This is a genomic window from Streptomyces sp. JLYT201, assembly GCF_059448825.1.
Map to the genome: position 1 here is coordinate 2,228,810 of NZ_CM182551.1, position 16,498 is coordinate 2,245,307.

Annotated in this window: 12 protein-coding genes; 2 read left to right on the plus strand and 10 right to left on the minus strand. The window is 72.1% G+C overall.

Features of this window, described 5'->3' with window-relative positions:
* Positions 1–54: 54 nt before the first annotated feature.
* Positions 55–1,443, plus strand: a complete 1,389-nt coding sequence (locus tag AC5WAM_RS08715; protein ID WP_495522202.1) for an OFA family MFS transporter — start codon at positions 55–57, stop codon at positions 1,441–1,443.
* A 1-nt stretch (position 1,444) separates the two neighbouring features.
* Complete coding sequence (locus tag AC5WAM_RS08720) at positions 1,445–2,962, plus strand: OFA family MFS transporter (RefSeq protein WP_495522203.1); 1,518 nt, start codon at positions 1,445–1,447, stop codon at positions 2,960–2,962.
* A 173-nt stretch (positions 2,963–3,135) separates the two neighbouring features.
* Here AC5WAM_RS08720 and AC5WAM_RS08725 read toward each other — a convergent pair whose 3' ends face one another.
* The 10 genes from AC5WAM_RS08725 to AC5WAM_RS08770 form a co-directional block, all read right to left on the minus strand.
* Positions 3,136–4,212 carry a sugar phosphate isomerase/epimerase family protein gene (locus AC5WAM_RS08725; RefSeq protein ID WP_495522204.1) on the minus strand — a complete coding sequence of 359 codons (1,077 nt, stop codon included), beginning with the start codon at positions 4,210–4,212 and terminating at the stop codon, positions 3,136–3,138.
* Positions 4,213–4,411: 199 nt separating this feature from the next.
* Entirely contained in the window at positions 4,412–5,812 is a 1,401-nt protein-coding gene (locus AC5WAM_RS08730; protein WP_495522205.1) for an alkaline phosphatase family protein, read from the minus strand.
* A complete protein-coding gene (eboE, locus tag AC5WAM_RS08735; protein WP_495522206.1) occupies positions 5,809–7,014 on the minus strand; it encodes a metabolite traffic protein EboE in 1,206 nt (401 codons plus the stop codon). The genes AC5WAM_RS08730 and eboE overlap by 4 nt, the downstream gene beginning before the upstream one ends.
* A 3-nt stretch (positions 7,015–7,017) precedes the next feature.
* Positions 7,018–7,866, minus strand: a complete 849-nt coding sequence (locus AC5WAM_RS08740; RefSeq protein ID WP_495522207.1) for a TatD family hydrolase — start codon at positions 7,864–7,866, stop codon at positions 7,018–7,020.
* Positions 7,866–8,564 (minus strand): EboA domain-containing protein, encoded by a 699-nt coding sequence (locus tag AC5WAM_RS08745; RefSeq protein ID WP_495522208.1) that lies wholly within the window; start codon positions 8,562–8,564, stop codon positions 7,866–7,868. The genes AC5WAM_RS08740 and AC5WAM_RS08745 overlap by 1 nt, the downstream gene beginning before the upstream one ends.
* Positions 8,561–9,634, minus strand: a complete 1,074-nt coding sequence (locus AC5WAM_RS08750) for a sugar phosphate isomerase/epimerase family protein (RefSeq protein ID WP_495522209.1) — start codon at positions 9,632–9,634, stop codon at positions 8,561–8,563. Before AC5WAM_RS08750 ends, AC5WAM_RS08745 begins: the two co-directional genes overlap by 4 nt.
* A complete protein-coding gene (locus AC5WAM_RS08755; RefSeq protein WP_495522210.1) occupies positions 9,631–10,815 on the minus strand; it encodes an SCO3242 family prenyltransferase in 1,185 nt (394 codons plus the stop codon). Before AC5WAM_RS08755 ends, AC5WAM_RS08750 begins: the two co-directional genes overlap by 4 nt.
* A 2-nt stretch (positions 10,816–10,817) precedes the next feature.
* On the minus strand, positions 10,818–12,218 hold the full coding sequence (locus AC5WAM_RS08760; protein ID WP_495522211.1) for an inositol-3-phosphate synthase: 1,401 nt from the start codon (positions 12,216–12,218) through the stop codon (positions 10,818–10,820).
* A gap of 131 nt (positions 12,219–12,349) precedes the next feature.
* Positions 12,350–13,780, minus strand: a complete 1,431-nt coding sequence (locus AC5WAM_RS08765; RefSeq protein ID WP_495522212.1) for a ThuA domain-containing protein — start codon at positions 13,778–13,780, stop codon at positions 12,350–12,352.
* 15 nt (positions 13,781–13,795) lie between these two features.
* Positions 13,796–16,243 carry a PQQ-dependent sugar dehydrogenase gene (locus AC5WAM_RS08770; protein ID WP_495522213.1) on the minus strand — a complete coding sequence of 816 codons (2,448 nt, stop codon included), beginning with the start codon at positions 16,241–16,243 and terminating at the stop codon, positions 13,796–13,798.
* Positions 16,244–16,498: the final 255 nt, after the last annotated feature.

Consider the following 16,498-nt stretch of genomic DNA (forward strand, 5'->3'; position numbering starts at 1 on the left):
GACCGGACAGGGGGCGCTGGCCAGCTCTTTCGACGCAAGGGGTGCGACTCGACCATGACCACCACCGACCCCACGACTCCCGTCCCCTTCAGGAAGGTGACGGACCGCCACGGCCGCCTCTACCGCATCGGCGAAACAGACGTCGACATCATGGGGCGACCGCGCTGGACCATGGTGCTCTTCCCCTGGATGGGCATGCTGGGCATCAGCTCATCGGAATACGCGTTCACCTCCGCCGAGGACACGCTGCGCGACGCGCACCTGTGGAGCAGCGGGCACGTCTTCTGGCTGATGGACGTCTGGGTGTTCTTCCAGGCGGCCGTCGCCTTCCCGGCCGGACGGCTGCGCGAGAGCGGCAGGCTTCCCGCGCGCTACGCGATGCTCCTCGGCGCCTTCGGCACGGTCTGCGGCCATCTCTCGCTCGCGTACGCGCCGCACGTGACGGTCGCCTACGTCGGCTTCGGCGTGTTCAGCGGCATCGGCGCCGGCCTGGTCTACGCGACCTGCGTGAACATGGTCGGCAAGTGGTACCCGGAACGCAAGGGAGGCAAGACCGGCCTGGTGAACGGCGGCTTCGCCTACGGCTCCGTCCCGTTCGTCTTCCTCTTCACGTCGTACATGGACGTGAGCAACTACCACGGCGTCCTGATCTGTGTGGGCGTCGTCTGCGCGTCCGTCGTGGCGTTCGCCGGATGGTTCCTCAAGGACCCGCCCAAGGGCTGGTGGCCGCCGCACGTCGACCCCCTGAAGGTGTCGGCCGACCCGCGCGTCCGGCGGGCCCTGGAGAAGAACCCGCCCGCCGTCAAGCAGTACAGCCCCAGGGAGGCCGCCCATACCCCCGTGCTGTGGATGATGTGGTTCTGTCTGCTGTGCACGGCCGGGATCAACATCTTCGGGATCGCCTTCCAGGTGCCGTTCGGCAAGGACATGGGCTTCGCGGGTGGTGTCGTCGCCACCGCTATGTCCCTGAAGGCCATTGTCAACGGCACGGGGCGGGGCGTGATCGGCTGGATCTCGGACCGCTACGGACGACGCCACACCCTCGTCATCGTCTGTCTCGTCCTCGGCGCCGCCCAGTTCGGCGTCCTGGCGTCGGGCTCCCTGGGCAACATGCCCTTCTTCCTGTTCTGCTCCATGGTCTCCGGTTTCGGCGGCGGCGCGATCTTCCCACTGTTCGCCGCGATGACGGCCGACTACTTCGGCGAGAACAACAACGCCACCAACTACGGCGTGGTCTACAGCTCGAAGCTGATCTCCGGACTCGTCGGCTCCGGCATGGGGGCCGTCGTCGTGGACGCGTGGGACTACGAAGGCGCGTTCGTCATCGCCGGCTGCATCGGCATCTGCTCGGCCGCGCTCGCGCTGTTCCTGAAGGCACCGGGCAGGCCATGTGCCCGGCGCGTCGTACCCAACCCGCACCCCTTAGGTGAGGAGATGGCTTGATATGACGGCGGAGCCCTTCGCCGAACACCCCGCGTCCGGCCGTGCGGACGCGCACGGCTCGGGCACCCGGGGACCGGACACCCCGGAGCCCGATACGCACGGGCCCGGCTCCCCCGGGCCGGACGACCACGGACCCGAGACCCCCGGTCCCGACGCTCATGGCCGGGACGCGCCGGACCGGCCTTACCGAGAGCTCACGGACGCGCGAGGGCGCGTCTACCGGGTCGGCGAGAGCGACCTGCAGATCCTGGGCCGCCCCCGCTGGACGATGGTCGCCCTCCCCTGGGTGGCCATGATCGCCATCAGCGTCTTCGAGTACGCCTACGGAGCGGCCGAGGACACCCTGTCGGACGCGCACCACTGGACGTCGTCCAACACCTTCTGGGTGCTGAGCGTGTGGATCTTCTTCCAGGCGGGTGTCTCCTTCCCGGCCGGGAAGCTGCGCGAGAAGGGCATCCTGACCAGCCGGGCCGCGATGCTCACGGGCTCCGTCCTGTCGCTGCTCGGCTTCGTCAGCCTCAGCCACGCGCCCAACGTCCTGGCGGCGATGGTCGGCTTCGGACTGCTCGGCGGCGTCGGCTCCGGGCTCATCTACTCGACGAGCGTCAACATGGTCGGCAAGTGGTATCCGGAGCGGCGCGGCGGCAAGACGGGCTTCGTCAACGGAGGGTTCGCCTACGGAGCGGTGCCTTTCATCTTCCTGTTCTCCTACGGCTTCGACACCTCCAACTACCGCACCGTGCTCGACCTCGTCGGCTTCTATGTGCTCGCCGTGACCCTGGTGGCGGGCCTGTTCTTCAAGGACCCGCCGAAGAACTGGTGGCCCGAGAGCGTCGATCCCCTGCGGTCCGTGACGGGCACCCGCACCGCCGTCGCGCTCGCCAAGAACCCTCCTGCCGTCGCGCAGTTCACCCCAGGAGAGGCGTTACGCACCGGCGTCGTGCCGCTGATGTGGATGTGCATGCTCTGCTGCGCGGGAGTGTCCATCTTCGGGATCTCGTTCCAGGTGCCGTTCGCCAAGGAGATGGGGTTCGGGCCGATGATCGCCGCGTCGTCCATGGGCGTCATGTCGGTGATCAACGGCACGGGGCGCGGCGTGGTGGGCTGGCTCTCGGACCTGCTGGGACGGCGTCCCACACTGACGTACGTGTGCCTGGCCCTGTCGGTGGCGCAGTTCGGCGTCCTGTGGGCGGGTGAAATCCGCAACGAGCCGCTGTTCCTCGTCTTCGCCTTCCTGTCGGGCTTCGCGGGCGGTGCGTTCTATCCGCTGTTCGCCGCTCTGGTCCCGGACTACTTCGGGGAGAACAACAACGCCTCCAACTACGGCATGGTCTACAGCGCGAAGCTGGTCAGCGGCCTGTTCGGCGGGGGCCTCGGCGCGATGGTCGTGCACTCCTGGGGCTACATCGGCGCCTATACGACGGCAGGAGTGGTGTCACTGCTCGCGGCAGGCCTCTCCTTGCTGCTGCGTCAGCCGGGCTCGCCACGCGCGCGTGGCGAGGTGGCGCGGTCGGGCTGAGCCGCTCGGCGCCCGGCGTTCGGCGCCCGGCGTTCGGGGTTCGGGGTTCGGTCAGAGGGAGGGCCCCGGCCGCCTGCGCGGCGGCCGGGGCCCCTGGCAGGGGTCGGCTTGCCCATGGCGTCAGCCGCCCCCCACGTACGGGCCCTGGGGCCGGTCCGTCCTTCCGGTCCCGGTCAGTCCCCGCAGCGCTCTCTCAGCGCGTGCAGGTGGGCGCTGGACTTGCGCGCGAAGGTGAAGGAGTCGGACGGGGAGTCGTGCTCCACCTGCCAGTGGTGGTAGCGGCGCCCTCCATGCGTGCGGGCGGTCACCTTGGACAGGAACTTCTTGTAGTCGATGTCGCCGTCCCCGACATCGACCATGCGGTACCCGTCGCGGGTGGAGTCGTCACGGATCCCGTCCTTGACGTGGAACAGCGGATAGCGGTGCGGCCGCCGCAGGACGTAGTCGATCGGGTCGAAGGGCCTGGGGGTGCCGTCCACCTGCTTCCCGAAGCGGAACTGCGCGCTGTGCGCCCAGTAGATGTCCATCTCCAGGTAGACCAGATCGGGGTCGGTCTCGGCAAGGAGCACGTCGTAGAGGCGCACGCTCGGCTTGTCGGTGGCGAAGGAGAACTCCTCGGCGTGGTTGTGCTGGTAGAACTTCATGCCCCGCGCCCGGGCCGCCTCGCCGTACGTGTTGAAGTCCTCGGCTGCGCGCTTCCAGGCATCGACGGTCGTGCCGTAGCGGAAGGGTCCCGACGCGGTACCGATGTACTTCAGCCCGAGGGCCTCGGCGTCGTCCAGGACCTTGGTGAGGTTCTGCGCGAACGTGTACGCGTTCGGGTCACCGTCGGAGTAGTAGCCGACGTGACTGCCAATGGCGGTGAGCCCGTGGTCGCGGACCAGTCTCCTGAGCTGGGCGAGCGTGATGGCGCCCGCGGAGCCCTGGGTGTACCCGGCGAACTCGATCTCGTCGTATCCGTACCTCGCCAGTTCGGCGAAGACAGCGGCGAACCCGAGGGACGACACCTTGTCGCGGAGGCTGTAGAGCTGGACGCCGAGACGGCCGGGCGGCAGGACGGGTCGGCCGCGCCCCTTGCTCGACGGCTGGGCGGAGGCCGCGGTCGGGGCGGTGGCGGCCGAGGCCGGGCCTGCGGCGGCAGCAGTACCGGCGAGCGCGGCCGCGGTGGCGCCCGCGGCGACGCCCAGCATGCCGCGCCTGCTCAGTCGGTGGGCGAGCTCGAGGTCGTCGGGCGTCGGCTTGCGGCTCATGCGGGCCTCCCAGGAGGGGGTCAGGGTGGTGTCAGGGATGGGTTCGAAGAACGCCTCGGGGTCGGGTCAGGGGCGAACCCTGATGGCAGCGCCCGCGCTCTCTGGTTCAGTGGAAACCACGCGGACGGGGCGGCGTGGACGACGCCACCGCCGAGCGGGGCGCTGACGGCGCCGCGTCCGCGTGAGCGCTCACGGGCTTTCAGTCAAGGCCGGCGAGCTGGAGCAGCAGGGACTTCACATCGGTGGCCGCGACGCGGCCGGTGACAACGCGGGGGGTGGAGCACAGAATGAGCGGTCCGGAATCGGAATCCTCGCTCGTCGGGAGGCGGCCGTGGCTGCCGCGAATAGGCGACGGGTCCAGGGGCACCACCGCCATGCGGTAGCGCATGCCGAGCTTCTTGCGCGCGAGCGCACCCGCGGCCTTCAGCCGGACGTAGGGATCTTCGGGGTCCATGAACAGTTCGACCGGGTCGTAGCCGGGTTTGCGGTGGATCTCGACGAGCGGCGCGAAGTCGGGCGCGCGGGCGTCGTCGAGCCAGTAGTAGTACGTGAACCAGGCGTCGGCCTCGGCGACGGCGACCAGCTCACCCGAGCGGGGATGGTCCAGGTGGTGGGCCTTCTTGCCCTCGTCGTCGAGGAGTTGGTCGATGCCGTCCAGACCGTCGAGGGCCGCGCGGGTGGCCTCCAGGTCCTCCGGGCGTCGCACATACACGTGGGCGATCTGGTGGTCCGCAACGGCGAAGGCCCGGGAGGCCATCGGGTCGAGGTACTCCATGCCGTCCTGGGTGTGCACTTCCAGGAGCCCGGCGCGGCGCAGCGCGCGGTTGATGTCGACGGGGCGGCTCACCCGTGTGATGCCGTACTCGGACAGGGCGACGACCGTGCGGCCCTCGGCCTTCGCGTCGGCGAGGAGCGGGGCGATCACCGCGTCCAGGTCAGCGGCGGCCCGGTGGGCACGCGGGTCGTCGGGGCCGAACCGCTGCAGGTCGTAGTCGAGATGAGGGAGGTAGCACAGGGCGAGGTCGGGGTGACGGGTGTCGATGATGTGGCGGGTGGCGTCCACGATCCACCGGCTGGAGACGATGTCCGCGCCGGGGCCCCAGAAGTGGAAGAGGGGGAACGTGCCGCATTTCTCGGTGAGTTCGTTGTGCAAGGCGGGGGGCCGGGTGTAGCAGTCGGGCTCCTTGCGGCCGTCGGCGTAGTACACGGGGCGGGGGGTGACAGTGATGTCGGTGTCGGCGCCCATGGCGTACCACCAGCAGATGTTGGCGACGGTGTAGCCGGGGTGGGCGCGGCGGGCGGCGTCCCACAGCTTGTCACCCGCGACGAGGCCGTTGTGCTGGCGCCACAGCAGGACGTCGCCGAGCTCGCGGAAGTACCAGCCGTTGCCGACGATGCCGTGCTCGGCGGGGGTGGTGCCGGTGAGGAACGTCGACTGGGCGGCGCAGGTGACGGCGGGCAGGACGGTGCCGAGGGGTGCTCGGGAGCCGGATGCGCCGAGGGCCGCGAGGTGCGGCATATGGGCGAGCAGATGGGGAGTGAGGCCGACGACGTCGAGGACGAGGAGCGGGTTCGGCCGTCCTGGGGCGGGAGGTGTCATGGCAGTTCCTTCAGGCCGAGGTCCGTCAGGAGGTCGCGGGCGAGGGTGAGTTCGGCGGCGATGCCGTCGACCAGCTGGGGGCGGGCGCGCGGGCGCAGCTCGGGCGGGAGTGCCTGCCAGGTGTAGGTCTCGACCTCGAGGTGGCGGGTGCGCGGGTGCGGTCCGCCGACGAGCAGGGCGAGCGTGTCCTTGAGGACGGAGAGCGTGGAGGTGAGCGGCGGCGCGGGGGCCGCGTGCAGCGGTACGTGGAAGTGGGAGCGCCAGGGTGCCGTGTCGGGCAGGGCGCCGGGGGTGAGGGCCTCGCCGAGGTCGTCGGTGCCGCGCAGGGCGGTGCCCGGGGTTCCCGTCGTGTCCGGGCGGGCGGGGCCGTGCGGCACGGTGCGGGTCTGGTGCAGGAAGCGGGGTTCGTCGAAGGCGGCGAGGGCCGCGCGTACTTCGGGGAGGTGGGGGTGTTCGGCGTGCAGGGCGGCGGAGAGCTGGGCTTTGACGACGGGGATGCCCGCGGCGGTGAGGGCGCCGAGGGCGGTGTGCGGGTCTTCGAAGGAGGTGGCGAGGTGACAGGTGTCGACACAGACGCCGATGCGGTGGTGGCCGACCTCGGTGAGGGGCTCGATGGCGTCACCGGTGGTCTCCACGATGCAACCGGGTTCAGGTTCGAGGCCGATGCGGATGGACCGGCCGGTGAGTTCGGCGAGGGCGTCGAGGCGCGCGGCGAGCGAGCCGAGGGCGGTGCGGGCGGCCTGGGCACGGGCCGGGCCGGAGGCGGTGCGCCAGGCCAGCGGCAGGGTGGAGATGGAGCCTTCGGTGACGTCGTCGGGCAGCAGCTGAGCGAGGATACGGGCCAGGGAGGAGGTGTGCTCCAGGCGCTCGGGGTCGGCCCAGTCCGGCTTGTAGACGCGGTACTTGACCTCGGCGGAGCCGAAGCCCTCATAGGGGAAGCCGTTGAGGGTGACCACTTCCAGGCCGCGTCGGTCGAGTTCGGTGCGCAGGCCGCGCAGCGCGGCGGGGTCCGTGACGAGGGCGTGGGCGGCGTCCTTGGCGAGCCACAGCCCGATGCCGATGCGGTCCCGGCCGAGCCGTTTGCGGACGGGTTCGCAGTGGTCGCGGAGCTGCGTGAGGACGCCGTCGAGGGTCTCGGCGGGGTGGACGTTCGTGCAGTAGGCGAGGTGGACGGTGGAGCCGTCGGGGTGGCGGAAGCGCATGGCTCACGCCCCGCCGCGGAGGATGGAGTTGCCCTCGTGGGTGGCGTCGGTGTCCGCGACATCCAGGGCGAGGCGGCCGCTGAGCCCGTAGAAGGCGACGGGGTTGCGCCACAGCACGCGGTCGACCTCGTCCGCGGTGAATCCGGCGTCCAGCATCGTGTCTGCGACCTTGCGCGTCTTGAGGGGATCGCTCCTGCCCCAGTCGGCTGCCGAGTTCACGAGGACGTGCTCCGGGCCGTACTGGCGCAGGATCGCGACCATCCGCTCCTCGTCCATCTTGGTGTCGGGATAGATAGAGAAGCCGAGCCAGCAGCCCGCGTCCTTGGCTTCCTTGACGGTGGTCTCGTTGAGGTGGTCGATCAGGACGCGGTCCGGGGGCACCGCGGACTCCGCGACGACGTCCAGGGTGCGGCGCAGTCCCGCGAGTTTGTCGCGGTGCGGGGTGTGCACGAGCGCGGGCAGCTCGTGGTCGGCGGCGAGCTGCAATTGGGCCGCGAGGGCGGTGTCCTCGGCGGGTGTCATGGAGTCGTAGCCGATCTCACCGACGGCGACGACGTTGTCCTTCATCAGATAGCGAGGCAGCAGGTCGAGGACGGGGGTGCAGCGCGCGTCGTTCGCCTCCTTGGGGTTGAGCGCGATCGTGCAGTGGTGGGCTATGCCGTATTGGGCGGCACGGAAGGGCTCCCAGCCGAGGAGGGAGTCGAAATAGTCGACGAAGGAGGCCGGCGAGGTGCGGGGCTGCCCCAGCCAGAAAGCGGGTTCGACGACGGCGCGCACCCCTGCGGCGTGCATGGCCTGGTAGTCGTCGGTGGTGCGGGAGCTCATGTGGATGTGGGGGTCGAAGATGCGCATCAGGACTCCTGCTCCTCGCCGATCGGGGTCGATGGGGCCGTGACGGTCACGGAAGCCACCGGGTCCGGGAGGTCCGAAGGGTCCGGTGGGGCGGCCAGAGCCAGGACGCGACGCAGCTCGCCGGGGACGGGGCGGCCGGCGGCGGTGCGTTCGTCCGCGTAGTCGGCGAGCATCCGGGCCAGTTCGGCGTCGGCGTGGGCCCGGCGCTCCAGGTCGGCGACGGCGTCCACGGGCACGCCGGTGAACAGGCACTTGAGGACGGCGTGCCGCCAGGCGTGCGAGGGGAGGTGAGCGGCGGCGTAGGGGCCGAGGGCAGCGGCGAGGAGCCGGGTGTCGTTGGTACGCAGGGCGTCGTCGACCAGCGGCAGCGCGACGGGGCCCGACACCAGGAGGGGGAGGGAGCGCAGGACGGCGCGGCGTTCGGCAGCGGTGCCCTGGTCGTAGAGGCGGGTGAGGGTGGCGGTGTCAGCACGGGCGGCGTGGAGCAGCAGCAGGCGGGCGGCGTCGGCGTGCTCGGACCCGCAGCGGCGACCGGCTTCGGCGAACCGCAGTTCCCAGGTGGGGTGGGCGGCCCGGTCGTCGGCGGTGGGGTGCGCGGTGGCTTCGGCGACGGCCTGGTCGAGCCAGGCGCGGGCGGCGCCACCGAGGGTGGCGTCGAGGCGGGAGCGGAGGTCGGCGACGGTGGACGTGTCGGTCACGGGGTTCCTCCTGGGGGTGAGGCCTCGCGGAGCGGCAGCGGGACGGTGACGGGACGGGAGGGAGCGCGAGGGGAGGTGCGAGTGCCGCAGGTCTCGGTCTGTGGCCGTGCGACGGTCGCGGCACGGCGGAGGAAGTCCATTGACTGGGAGGCGAGTTGTGGGCCTGCGTGGGAGTGGCGGGGCAGCTCGACGACGGTCAGGCCTTGGTAGCCGGTGTCGGCGAGGGCGCGCAGCACGGGCGGGAAGTCGATCTCGCCGTCGCCGAAGGGGAGGTGTTCGTGGACGCCCCGGCGCATGTCCTCGATCTGGACGTGCCGAAGCCAGGGGGCGGCGGCGCGGACGCAGTCGGCGGGTGACTGCGGTTCGAGGCACTGGCAGTGGCCGATGTCGAGGGTCAGGCCCAGGAGTTCGGGGTCGCCGAGGAGATGACGGAGGTGGTGGAAGTCGGCGAGGGTGGCGAGGAGATGGCCGGGCTCGGGTTCGATGGCCAGCGGCAGGCGGGCCTCGGACGCAGCGTCCAGGACGGGCTGGAGCGCGTCGGTGAGCCGCGACCAGGCGGTGTCCACGGAGGTGCCGTCCGGTGTGCTGCCGCTGAAGCAGTGCACGGCGTGAGCGCCGAGGTCCGTGGCGACCTGCACGGCGCGGACGAGGAGGCGGACCCGTTCGGCACGGCCCTGCGGATCGGGGTCCAGCAGGGAGGGCCCGTGCTTGCGGCGTGGGTCGAGCACATAGCGGGCGCCCGTCTCCACCGTGACCGTCAGCCCCAGCCGATCCAGGCGCCGGGCCACCCTCTGGGTGCGGGCGGCCAGGTCGGGGGCGAGGGGGTCGAGGTGCATGTGGTCGAGCGTGAGGCCGACACCGGCGTAGCCGAGGTCGGCGAGGAGGCCGAGGGCGTCGTCGAGACGGAGGTCGGTGAGGCCGTTGGTGCCGTAGCCGAAGCGGAGGTGGGCGGGGGTGCCTTCAGCGGGGAGTCCTGCGGCCGGGGCCTCCTGGGCAGTCGGGGCTCCGGCGCGGGGGCCGTCGTGGCGCGAGGCACCGCGCGCGGGTGGGGGCTCGTTCGGGGCAGTCATGTGACGCTCACCCTGCGGGCGAAGCGGCGGGCCGCCGGGGCCAGGCTCGCGGCGACGAGGGCGCTGCCGAGGGCTCCGGACCGCGCGGCGAGCGCGGCCTGTAGCGGGATGAGGGCGCGGATGCCGCCGCCGACGGCGCGCTGGGTCAAGGGGGGTGAGGGGTTCAGGGCCGCGTGGAGGAAGGGCCGACCGGCGGTCGCGGTGTAGGCCAGGGCGAGGGCGGTCCGGGTGAGGGCAGCGGTGTCTTCGGCCGGGCGGGCCGGTCGAGTGGTGCCCGGTAGGCCGAGCCTGACTGCTGGCCGTCGGCCTGCCGGGAGCGAAGGCGGACCATCGGTCGACAGCGGGAGCGAAGGAGGACCATCCGTCTGCTGCGGGAGCGAAGGAGGTCCGTGTACCGCCCGCCGGTGCGCAAGGGGGCCGACCGCCGCCCGCCGGGGCCGGGCCACCGCGTGGGCCAGCGCGAGGGTCGTGGCGAGAGCGCCCAACGGGGCCGCGGTGGTGCCGCCTTGGGTCTCATGGCGGGAGACGGAGGTGACCGCGAGGGTGTGTGCGCCGAGCGCCAGGGCGGCGGGAAGCGCGGAGCTCACCCGGCTCACGCCTTCCCGGGCCCCGGTAGCCCCGGCCACACTGCCGCCTGCGGTTGCCCCGCGGGCACCCCGCCCCCGCCCCGCCCCCACGCGCCCCTCAACAGATTCCGAAGCCGTTGCCGTAGCCGAGGCCGTCGCCGTCGCCGTCGCGCCGAGGAGGAGGTCCAAGGCGCGGGCCGTGGCCATGGCGGTGGGACCCGCCTTGGTGTGTTTGAGGGTCAGGTCGTAGGCCCAGACGGTACCGGCCAGGGCGGTGGCCACGGTCAGGGCGGGGCGGCCCGCTCGGGCGGCCAGGGCCAGGCCCGCCGCGGTGAGGGCGGCGGCGGCCGTGAGGGCGGCGGTGGGGTGGACGCGGCCGGAGGGGATGGGGCGGTGCGGACGGTCCACGGCGTCCTCGGCGCGGTCGGCCCAGTCGTTGAGGGCCATGCCCGCCTCGTAGAGGCAGAGGGAGGAGGTGAGGGCGAGGGCAGTGCCCCGGCCGGGGCGCAGGCCGGTGGCGGCGGCGCCCGCGAGGGCGTCGCCGGGGACGGTGAACAGGGCGGGGAGCCGCAGGAGTTCGGCCCAGGCGCGGGCGTGGGCCCGGAAGGAGGGCACAGCTACTCACCCCGTCCCTGGAGGCGGGCGGCGAAGGCGGTGAGCGCGGCGTACTGGTCCCCGAGGGCCGCGGGCGCGCCGGGGTCGGGGTCCTTGAAGTAGAAGGCGAGTTCGGGGCGGGGGCCGGAGAGGCCGTGGGCGTGGGCGGCGGAGAGGAGGCGGGCCAGATCGAGGATCAAGGGGGCGGCGAGGGCGGAGTCGCAGCCCTGCCAGGTGGTCTGGAGGATCATGCGGGTGCCGAGGAAGCCGTCGAAGGCGATGTGGTCCCAGGCGGTCTTCCAGTCGCCGAGGGCGGGGACGTCGTCGATGTGGACCTCGCCCTGGGGGACGGCGCCGAGGGTGTCGGCGAGGACGCGCTCCTTGCCCGCGTTCTTGGCGGCGGCCGCGTCAGGGTCGGCGAGGGCGGCGCCGTCACCGCCGCCGAGGAGGTTCGTGCCGGACCAGGCGCGGACGGCCAGGGCCCGCTGGGCGAACATCGGGCCGAGCACGGAGCGCAGCAGGGTCTGGCCCGTCTTGCCGTCGCGGCCCGCGTACGGGAGTCCGCTGGACGCGGCGAGGTCGGCGAGGGCGGGGTGGTGCAGGCCGGTGGAGGGGGTGAAGTTCACGTAGGGGCAGCCCGCGCGGAGGGCCGCTGTCGCGTAGAGGGAGCTGGCCGGCAGGCGGCGGCCGGGGGGCGTCCCCGTGCCGGGCGGCAGTTCGGTGGGCCCGGCGTGCCCGGTGACCTCGGCAGACCCGGCGCACCCCGTGGCCTCGGCAGACCCGGGTGGCCCGGGTGGCCCGGGTGGCCCGGCGGACCCTGTGGCCTCGGCAGAGCCAGCAGGCCCCATGGCCTCGACAGACCCGGGTGCCCCGGCGGGCCTGGCCGCCCGGAGGGACCCACTCCTCGCGGCAGCCCCAGCAGCCCCAGCAGCCCCGGCTGCCCCGGCGAGCCCGGCCGCCCCCGCGAGCCGGGTCGGTTCCGTGGAGGCCACGTTGATGACGACCGCGCGGGCGAGGCCGTGGCGGTGCAGGAAGTCGGAGATTTCGGAGGTGAAGGCAGAGATGAGTTCCTCGTCGGTGCGGGTGTCGCCGGGCAGGGGGCCACCAGTGCGGATCTCGGCGTCGGCGGCGACGAGTTCGGCGCGGACCGCCGTGGGCAGGCCGTGCGGCAGGACGCCCTGGGCGGCCAGTTGTTCGGCGCGTTTGGGCAGGGGGCACTCCACGGTGTCGTGGCCGCCGAAGACGAGGGTGAACAGGGCGGGCAGCCCGGCGCGGGCGAAGGGCGGGGTCTCCGTGACCAGGCCGGTCGGTGGGTGCAGTCCTGCCGTCATCGCCGCGCAGCCCGCGACGGCCGTGGTCGCGACGGACCCACGGGCCCCGATCAGCCACACCCCCGTGGGTTCCTCGGTAGCGGTAGTGGACACGGCTGCCTCCTGTCTCGGCACGCGGTCGGTGCGCATGCGCTCAGTCATCACACGTGCCTCACGAGGAGGCAAGACGGCGACAAGACGTTGGGACGGTGGGCGGAGGTCCGGCGTCCTCCGCCCACCGCCGTCTATCGGGCGCCCGCTCCCCGGGCCTCGGGGGCGGTGGCGGACGCGTCGGTGGCGCGGGCCGCGGCCAGGTCCTTCACGCGGATGTCGCGGAAGGCGACCTGGTCGTCGGCACCGTGGTTCTGGATGCCGATGTGGCCGTCGCGCAGGCTGCGGGCGGGGTCGGTGTTGGTGAAGTCGTTGATCAGGGTGCCGTTGAGCCAGATCCGCAGGCGCTCGCCCTCGACGCGGAGTTCGTAGGTGTTCCACTGGCCCGGCGGGTTCAGGGCGCGGTCGCGGGCGGCCAGGTCGGCGGACTTGAAGCCGTACACGGAGCCGGTGGTCTTCTCCGGCACGTCGGTGGCGTCGATCTGGATCTCGTAGCCGTTGTTGACGGCCGACCACGGGTCGTCGGAGGGCGGGAAGCCCACGAAGACACCGGAGTTGTCGTCCTTGTCGGCCCCGGTCATCTTCCAGTCGAGCTTGAGGGAGTAGGAGGCGAAGGAGCGGTGGGCGTACCAGAGGAGGCCCATGCCGCCGACGGAGGTGAGGGTGCCGTCGTCGGCCAGGGCGAAGGAGCCGGGCCCGGCCTGTTTCCACCGGGTGAGGGAGGCGGTGGTGCCGTCGAACAAGGAGGTGTAGCCCTGCTCGGGGCGGCAGTCTGCCCGCGCGGCGCCCGTGGCGTACTGGATGCCGCCGAGGAGGTGACGGCGGAAGGCAGGGTCGGCGTAGGACTGCTTGGTGTGGCCGCCGCCGGTGTAGAAGGAGCGCCCGGCGCCGCCGTCGACGGAGCTCTGGCACCAGGCGATGGGGTGGTCGCCGCCCATCGAGCCGCCGCTGTAGGAGGACTCGTCGAGGGAGGCCAGGACCCGGGCCCGGGTGCGGGGATTGGAGCGGTAGTTGTACCACTCGTCGGTGCGGTCCCAGCCGGCGCCGAGGTGGGCCGTCGCCGGGTGGGTGCGGTCCTCGACCTTGATCTTCGCGGGCTGGACGGCCGGGTGCGACTGGAAGTGGGCGCCGACGAGGGCGCCGTAGAAGGGCCAGTCGTACTCGGTGTCGGCGGCCGCGTGGACACCAGCGTAGCCGCCGCCCGCGCGGACGTAGCGTTCGAAGGCGTTCTGCTGGGCGGAGTTGAGGACGTCGCCGGTGGTGGAGAGCCAGACGACGGCGTCGTAGCGGGACAGGTTCTTGGGGGTGAAGGCGCGGGCGTCGTCCGTCGCGTCGACGGAGAAGCCGTGGGCGGCGCCCAGGTCCCGGACGGCGGCGATGCCGTCCGGGATCGAGTCGTGGCGGAAACCGGCGGTCTTGGAGAAGACCAGGACCCGTTCGCCGTCCTTGCCGCCCGTGTGCCCGCCGTCGTCGGGGTCCGGCCTGGACTGGGCGGGACCCGAGACGCACCCGATCAGCAGGGTGGCGGCCGCCGTGGCGACGACGAGCCGCGCGCGTGCGCGCATCGCGGTGCCTCCCTCTCAGCTCGTGGTGAAGGTGAAGTCGTCGACGTCGTACAGGGCGCCCGTGCCCGCGCCCTTGAAGACCAGATAGAGCGTGGTCGTCCCCGTGGGCGCGCCCGTGATGGCCGTGCTGACGTCGGTGTACGTCTCCCACGACCCGGTCGGGTCGACCTTGGCGCTGCCGAGCAGCGTGCCGTCGGCCGTGCCCGCGCGGATCTCCAGGGTGCCGCCGGAGCCCGCGGAGGCCACGCGCGCCGTCAGTTTCGTGGCGTTGCCCAGCCGGTAGGGCTTGAAGGAGATCCAGTCGCCGTTGTGGATGTCGCCGACCGTCTTGCCGCCGTGGGCGGGGGTGTGGCTGATGACGCTCACGCCCTGGGAGGCGCCGTAGTGCTCGGCCTGGCGGTGCCGGGTCTGGGTGACGCTCTGGTCGTGGGTGGTCAGCGGGGGCTGGCCGTTCGCGCCCTTGTCGGTGTACTCGGCGTCGAAGACGCCGAAGATGTTCGCGTTCGGGTCGTGCTCGCTGTCCGCGGACGTCTGGAGGGTGCCTTCGCAGCCGTTCGCGGAGGTGACCGGGTGGCCGTGGCTGTCGTGGCCGAGGATGTGGGTGACCTTGACCTTGGAGCAGTCGACGGCCCCGTCCTCCGGATCGGTCACCGTCACCTTGAAGGGCACCTTGTCGCCGAAGGTGAACAGCTGGCCGTCGCCGGGGAGTTCCAGCTTCACGGCGGGCGCGGTGTTGCCGACGGTGATGTGCGCGCTCGCGGTGCCGGTGCGGCCGCCGGGGTCCTTGGCGGTGACGGTCGCGGTGTAGACGCCGTTCTTGTCGTACGTGTGCGAGGGGTTCTGCTCGGTGGACGTGCCGCCGTCGCCGAAGTCCCACGCGTAGGTGAGGGCGTCGCCGTCGGCGTCCGTGGCCCTGGCCGTGAACTGGGTCTTCAGGGGGATCTGGCCGCTGGTGACCGAGGCTGCGGCCTCGACGACCGGCGAGTGGCCGCCGGTGGCGTTCTCGATGCGGTACAGGGCGGAGTTCTGGTCGCCGTTGAAGTAGCCGGTGCCGTAGTCGAGGACGTACAGCGCCCCGTCCGGGCCGAACTCCATGTCCATCACCTGGGTGCCCTTCCAGGGGAAGGCGTTGATGGACTTCACGGTGCCGTCCGCGCCCTGGTCGATGCGCTTGATCCAGCGGCGTCCGAACTCGCCCGCGAAGTAGTTCCCGTCGTAGGCCTGCGGGAACTTGACCGGCGATGCGAGGTTCGCGTCGTAGCGGTAGACCGGGCCGCCCATCGGCGACTCCGAGCCGGTGCCGAACTCCGGGACCGAGCCGCCGTCGTACGGGATCCACGCGGGCTGCGCGGGCGGCAGCTGGGTCAGGCCGGTGTTGCGCGGCGAGGTGTTGCGCGGGGCGGCGCAGTCGAAGGCCGCGCCGGAGGCGCCGGTGGCGAAGTCGTAGTCGACGTAGGCGTCGTTCTTGCCGGTGCAGTAGGGCCAGCCGTAGTTGCCGGGCTTCGTCACACGGGTGAACTCGACCTGTCCGGCCGGGCCGCGCTTCGGGTCGGCCTTGCCCGCGTCGGGGCCGTAGTCGCCGAGGTAGACGATGCCGGTGGGCTTGTCGACGCTCATCCGGAAGGGGTTGCGGAAGCCCATCGCGTAGATCTCGGGGCGGGTCTTCGCAGTGCCCTTGGCGAAGAGGTTGCCGCGCGGGACGGTGTACGAGCCGTCGTTCCTGACCTTGATACGGAGGATCTTGCCGCGCAGGTCGTTGGTGTTGGCGGCGGTGCGCTGGGCGTCGTAGGCGGGGTTGCGGCCGGCGCGCTCGTCGATGGGGGTGTAGCCGTCGGAGGCGAAGGGATTGGAGTCGTCGCCGGTCGACAGATAGAGGTTGCCCTGCCGGTCGAAGTCGATGTCGCCGCCGACGTGGCAGCAGATGCCGCGGCTCGCGGGGACGTCGATGACCTTCTTCTCCCCGGCCAGGTCCAGGGTGCCGTCGGGCTTGAGCACGAAGCGGGACAGCCGGTTCACGCCGTCGAACTTCTTGAAGTCCGCCGCGGTGCCGTCGTTGGGCGCGTCGCCCGCGGGGGTGCTCAGGGGCGGGGCGTAGTAGAGGTAGACCGCCCTGTTCTTGCGGAAGTTCGGGTCGATGCCGACGCCTTGCAGGCCTTCCTCGTCGTGCGAGTACACCGGTATCCTCCCGGCGACCTTCGTCTCTCCCCTGGCGTCCGTCAGGCGCACCGTGCCGTCGCGGGACGTGTGCAGGACCGAGCGGTCGGGGAGCACGGCGAGGGTCATGGGCTCGCCCATCTCCGGCTCGCCCTTGGCGAGGGTGACCTGCTGGAAGTCCTCCGCGCGCGGTTGCGACGGCGCTTGGGCCGTGCTGTGGGGGGCGGCGACGGTGAGGGTTGCGGCGGTGAGGAGGGTGCCGGTGAGCAGGGCGAGGGCCTTGCGGGGGGTGGGGCGCGGTCTGTGCACGGGGTCCTCCGGTCGGGGGCCGTGTGGGGCTGGCTGCTGCCTGGCGCCCGGGGTGCGCCGTCACCCCGGGAGTTATGTCCTGTACACCTCAGCGACGGTAGCCGCGTTTGTCCGTGGCGGAAAGCCCTTGCGCGGCAAGGGTGTTCGGCTTCTTCCTTGGGCGGGACAAAGTGGGAGCCCTCGCGGGTGCGCCCCGGACCCGCCCCTTCCCGAACCGGAGGGCTCCGCCCCCGTATCCCCCGAGAACGGCGCTCC

What these genes read in the sequence shown, in the direction of transcription:
- AC5WAM_RS08715 (WP_495522202.1), top strand. Translation starts at nt 55, where the DNA reads ATGACCACCACCGACCCCACGACTCCCGTCCCCTTCAGGAAGGTGACG.
- AC5WAM_RS08720 (WP_495522203.1), top strand. Translation starts at nt 1,445, where the DNA reads ATGACGGCGGAGCCCTTCGCCGAACACCCCGCGTCCGGCCGTGCGGAC.
- AC5WAM_RS08725 (WP_495522204.1), bottom strand. Translation starts at nt 4,212, where the DNA reads ATGAGCCGCAAGCCGACGCCCGACGACCTCGAGCTCGCCCACCGACTG.
- AC5WAM_RS08730 (WP_495522205.1), bottom strand. Translation starts at nt 5,812, where the DNA reads ATGACACCTCCCGCCCCAGGACGGCCGAACCCGCTCCTCGTCCTCGAC.
- eboE (WP_495522206.1), bottom strand. Translation starts at nt 7,014, where the DNA reads ATGCGCTTCCGCCACCCCGACGGCTCCACCGTCCACCTCGCCTACTGC.
- AC5WAM_RS08740 (WP_495522207.1), bottom strand. Translation starts at nt 7,866, where the DNA reads ATGCGCATCTTCGACCCCCACATCCACATGAGCTCCCGCACCACCGAC.
- AC5WAM_RS08750 (WP_495522209.1), bottom strand. Translation starts at nt 9,634, where the DNA reads ATGACTGCCCCGAACGAGCCCCCACCCGCGCGCGGTGCCTCGCGCCAC.
- AC5WAM_RS08765 (WP_495522212.1), bottom strand. Translation starts at nt 13,780, where the DNA reads ATGCGCGCACGCGCGCGGCTCGTCGTCGCCACGGCGGCCGCCACCCTG.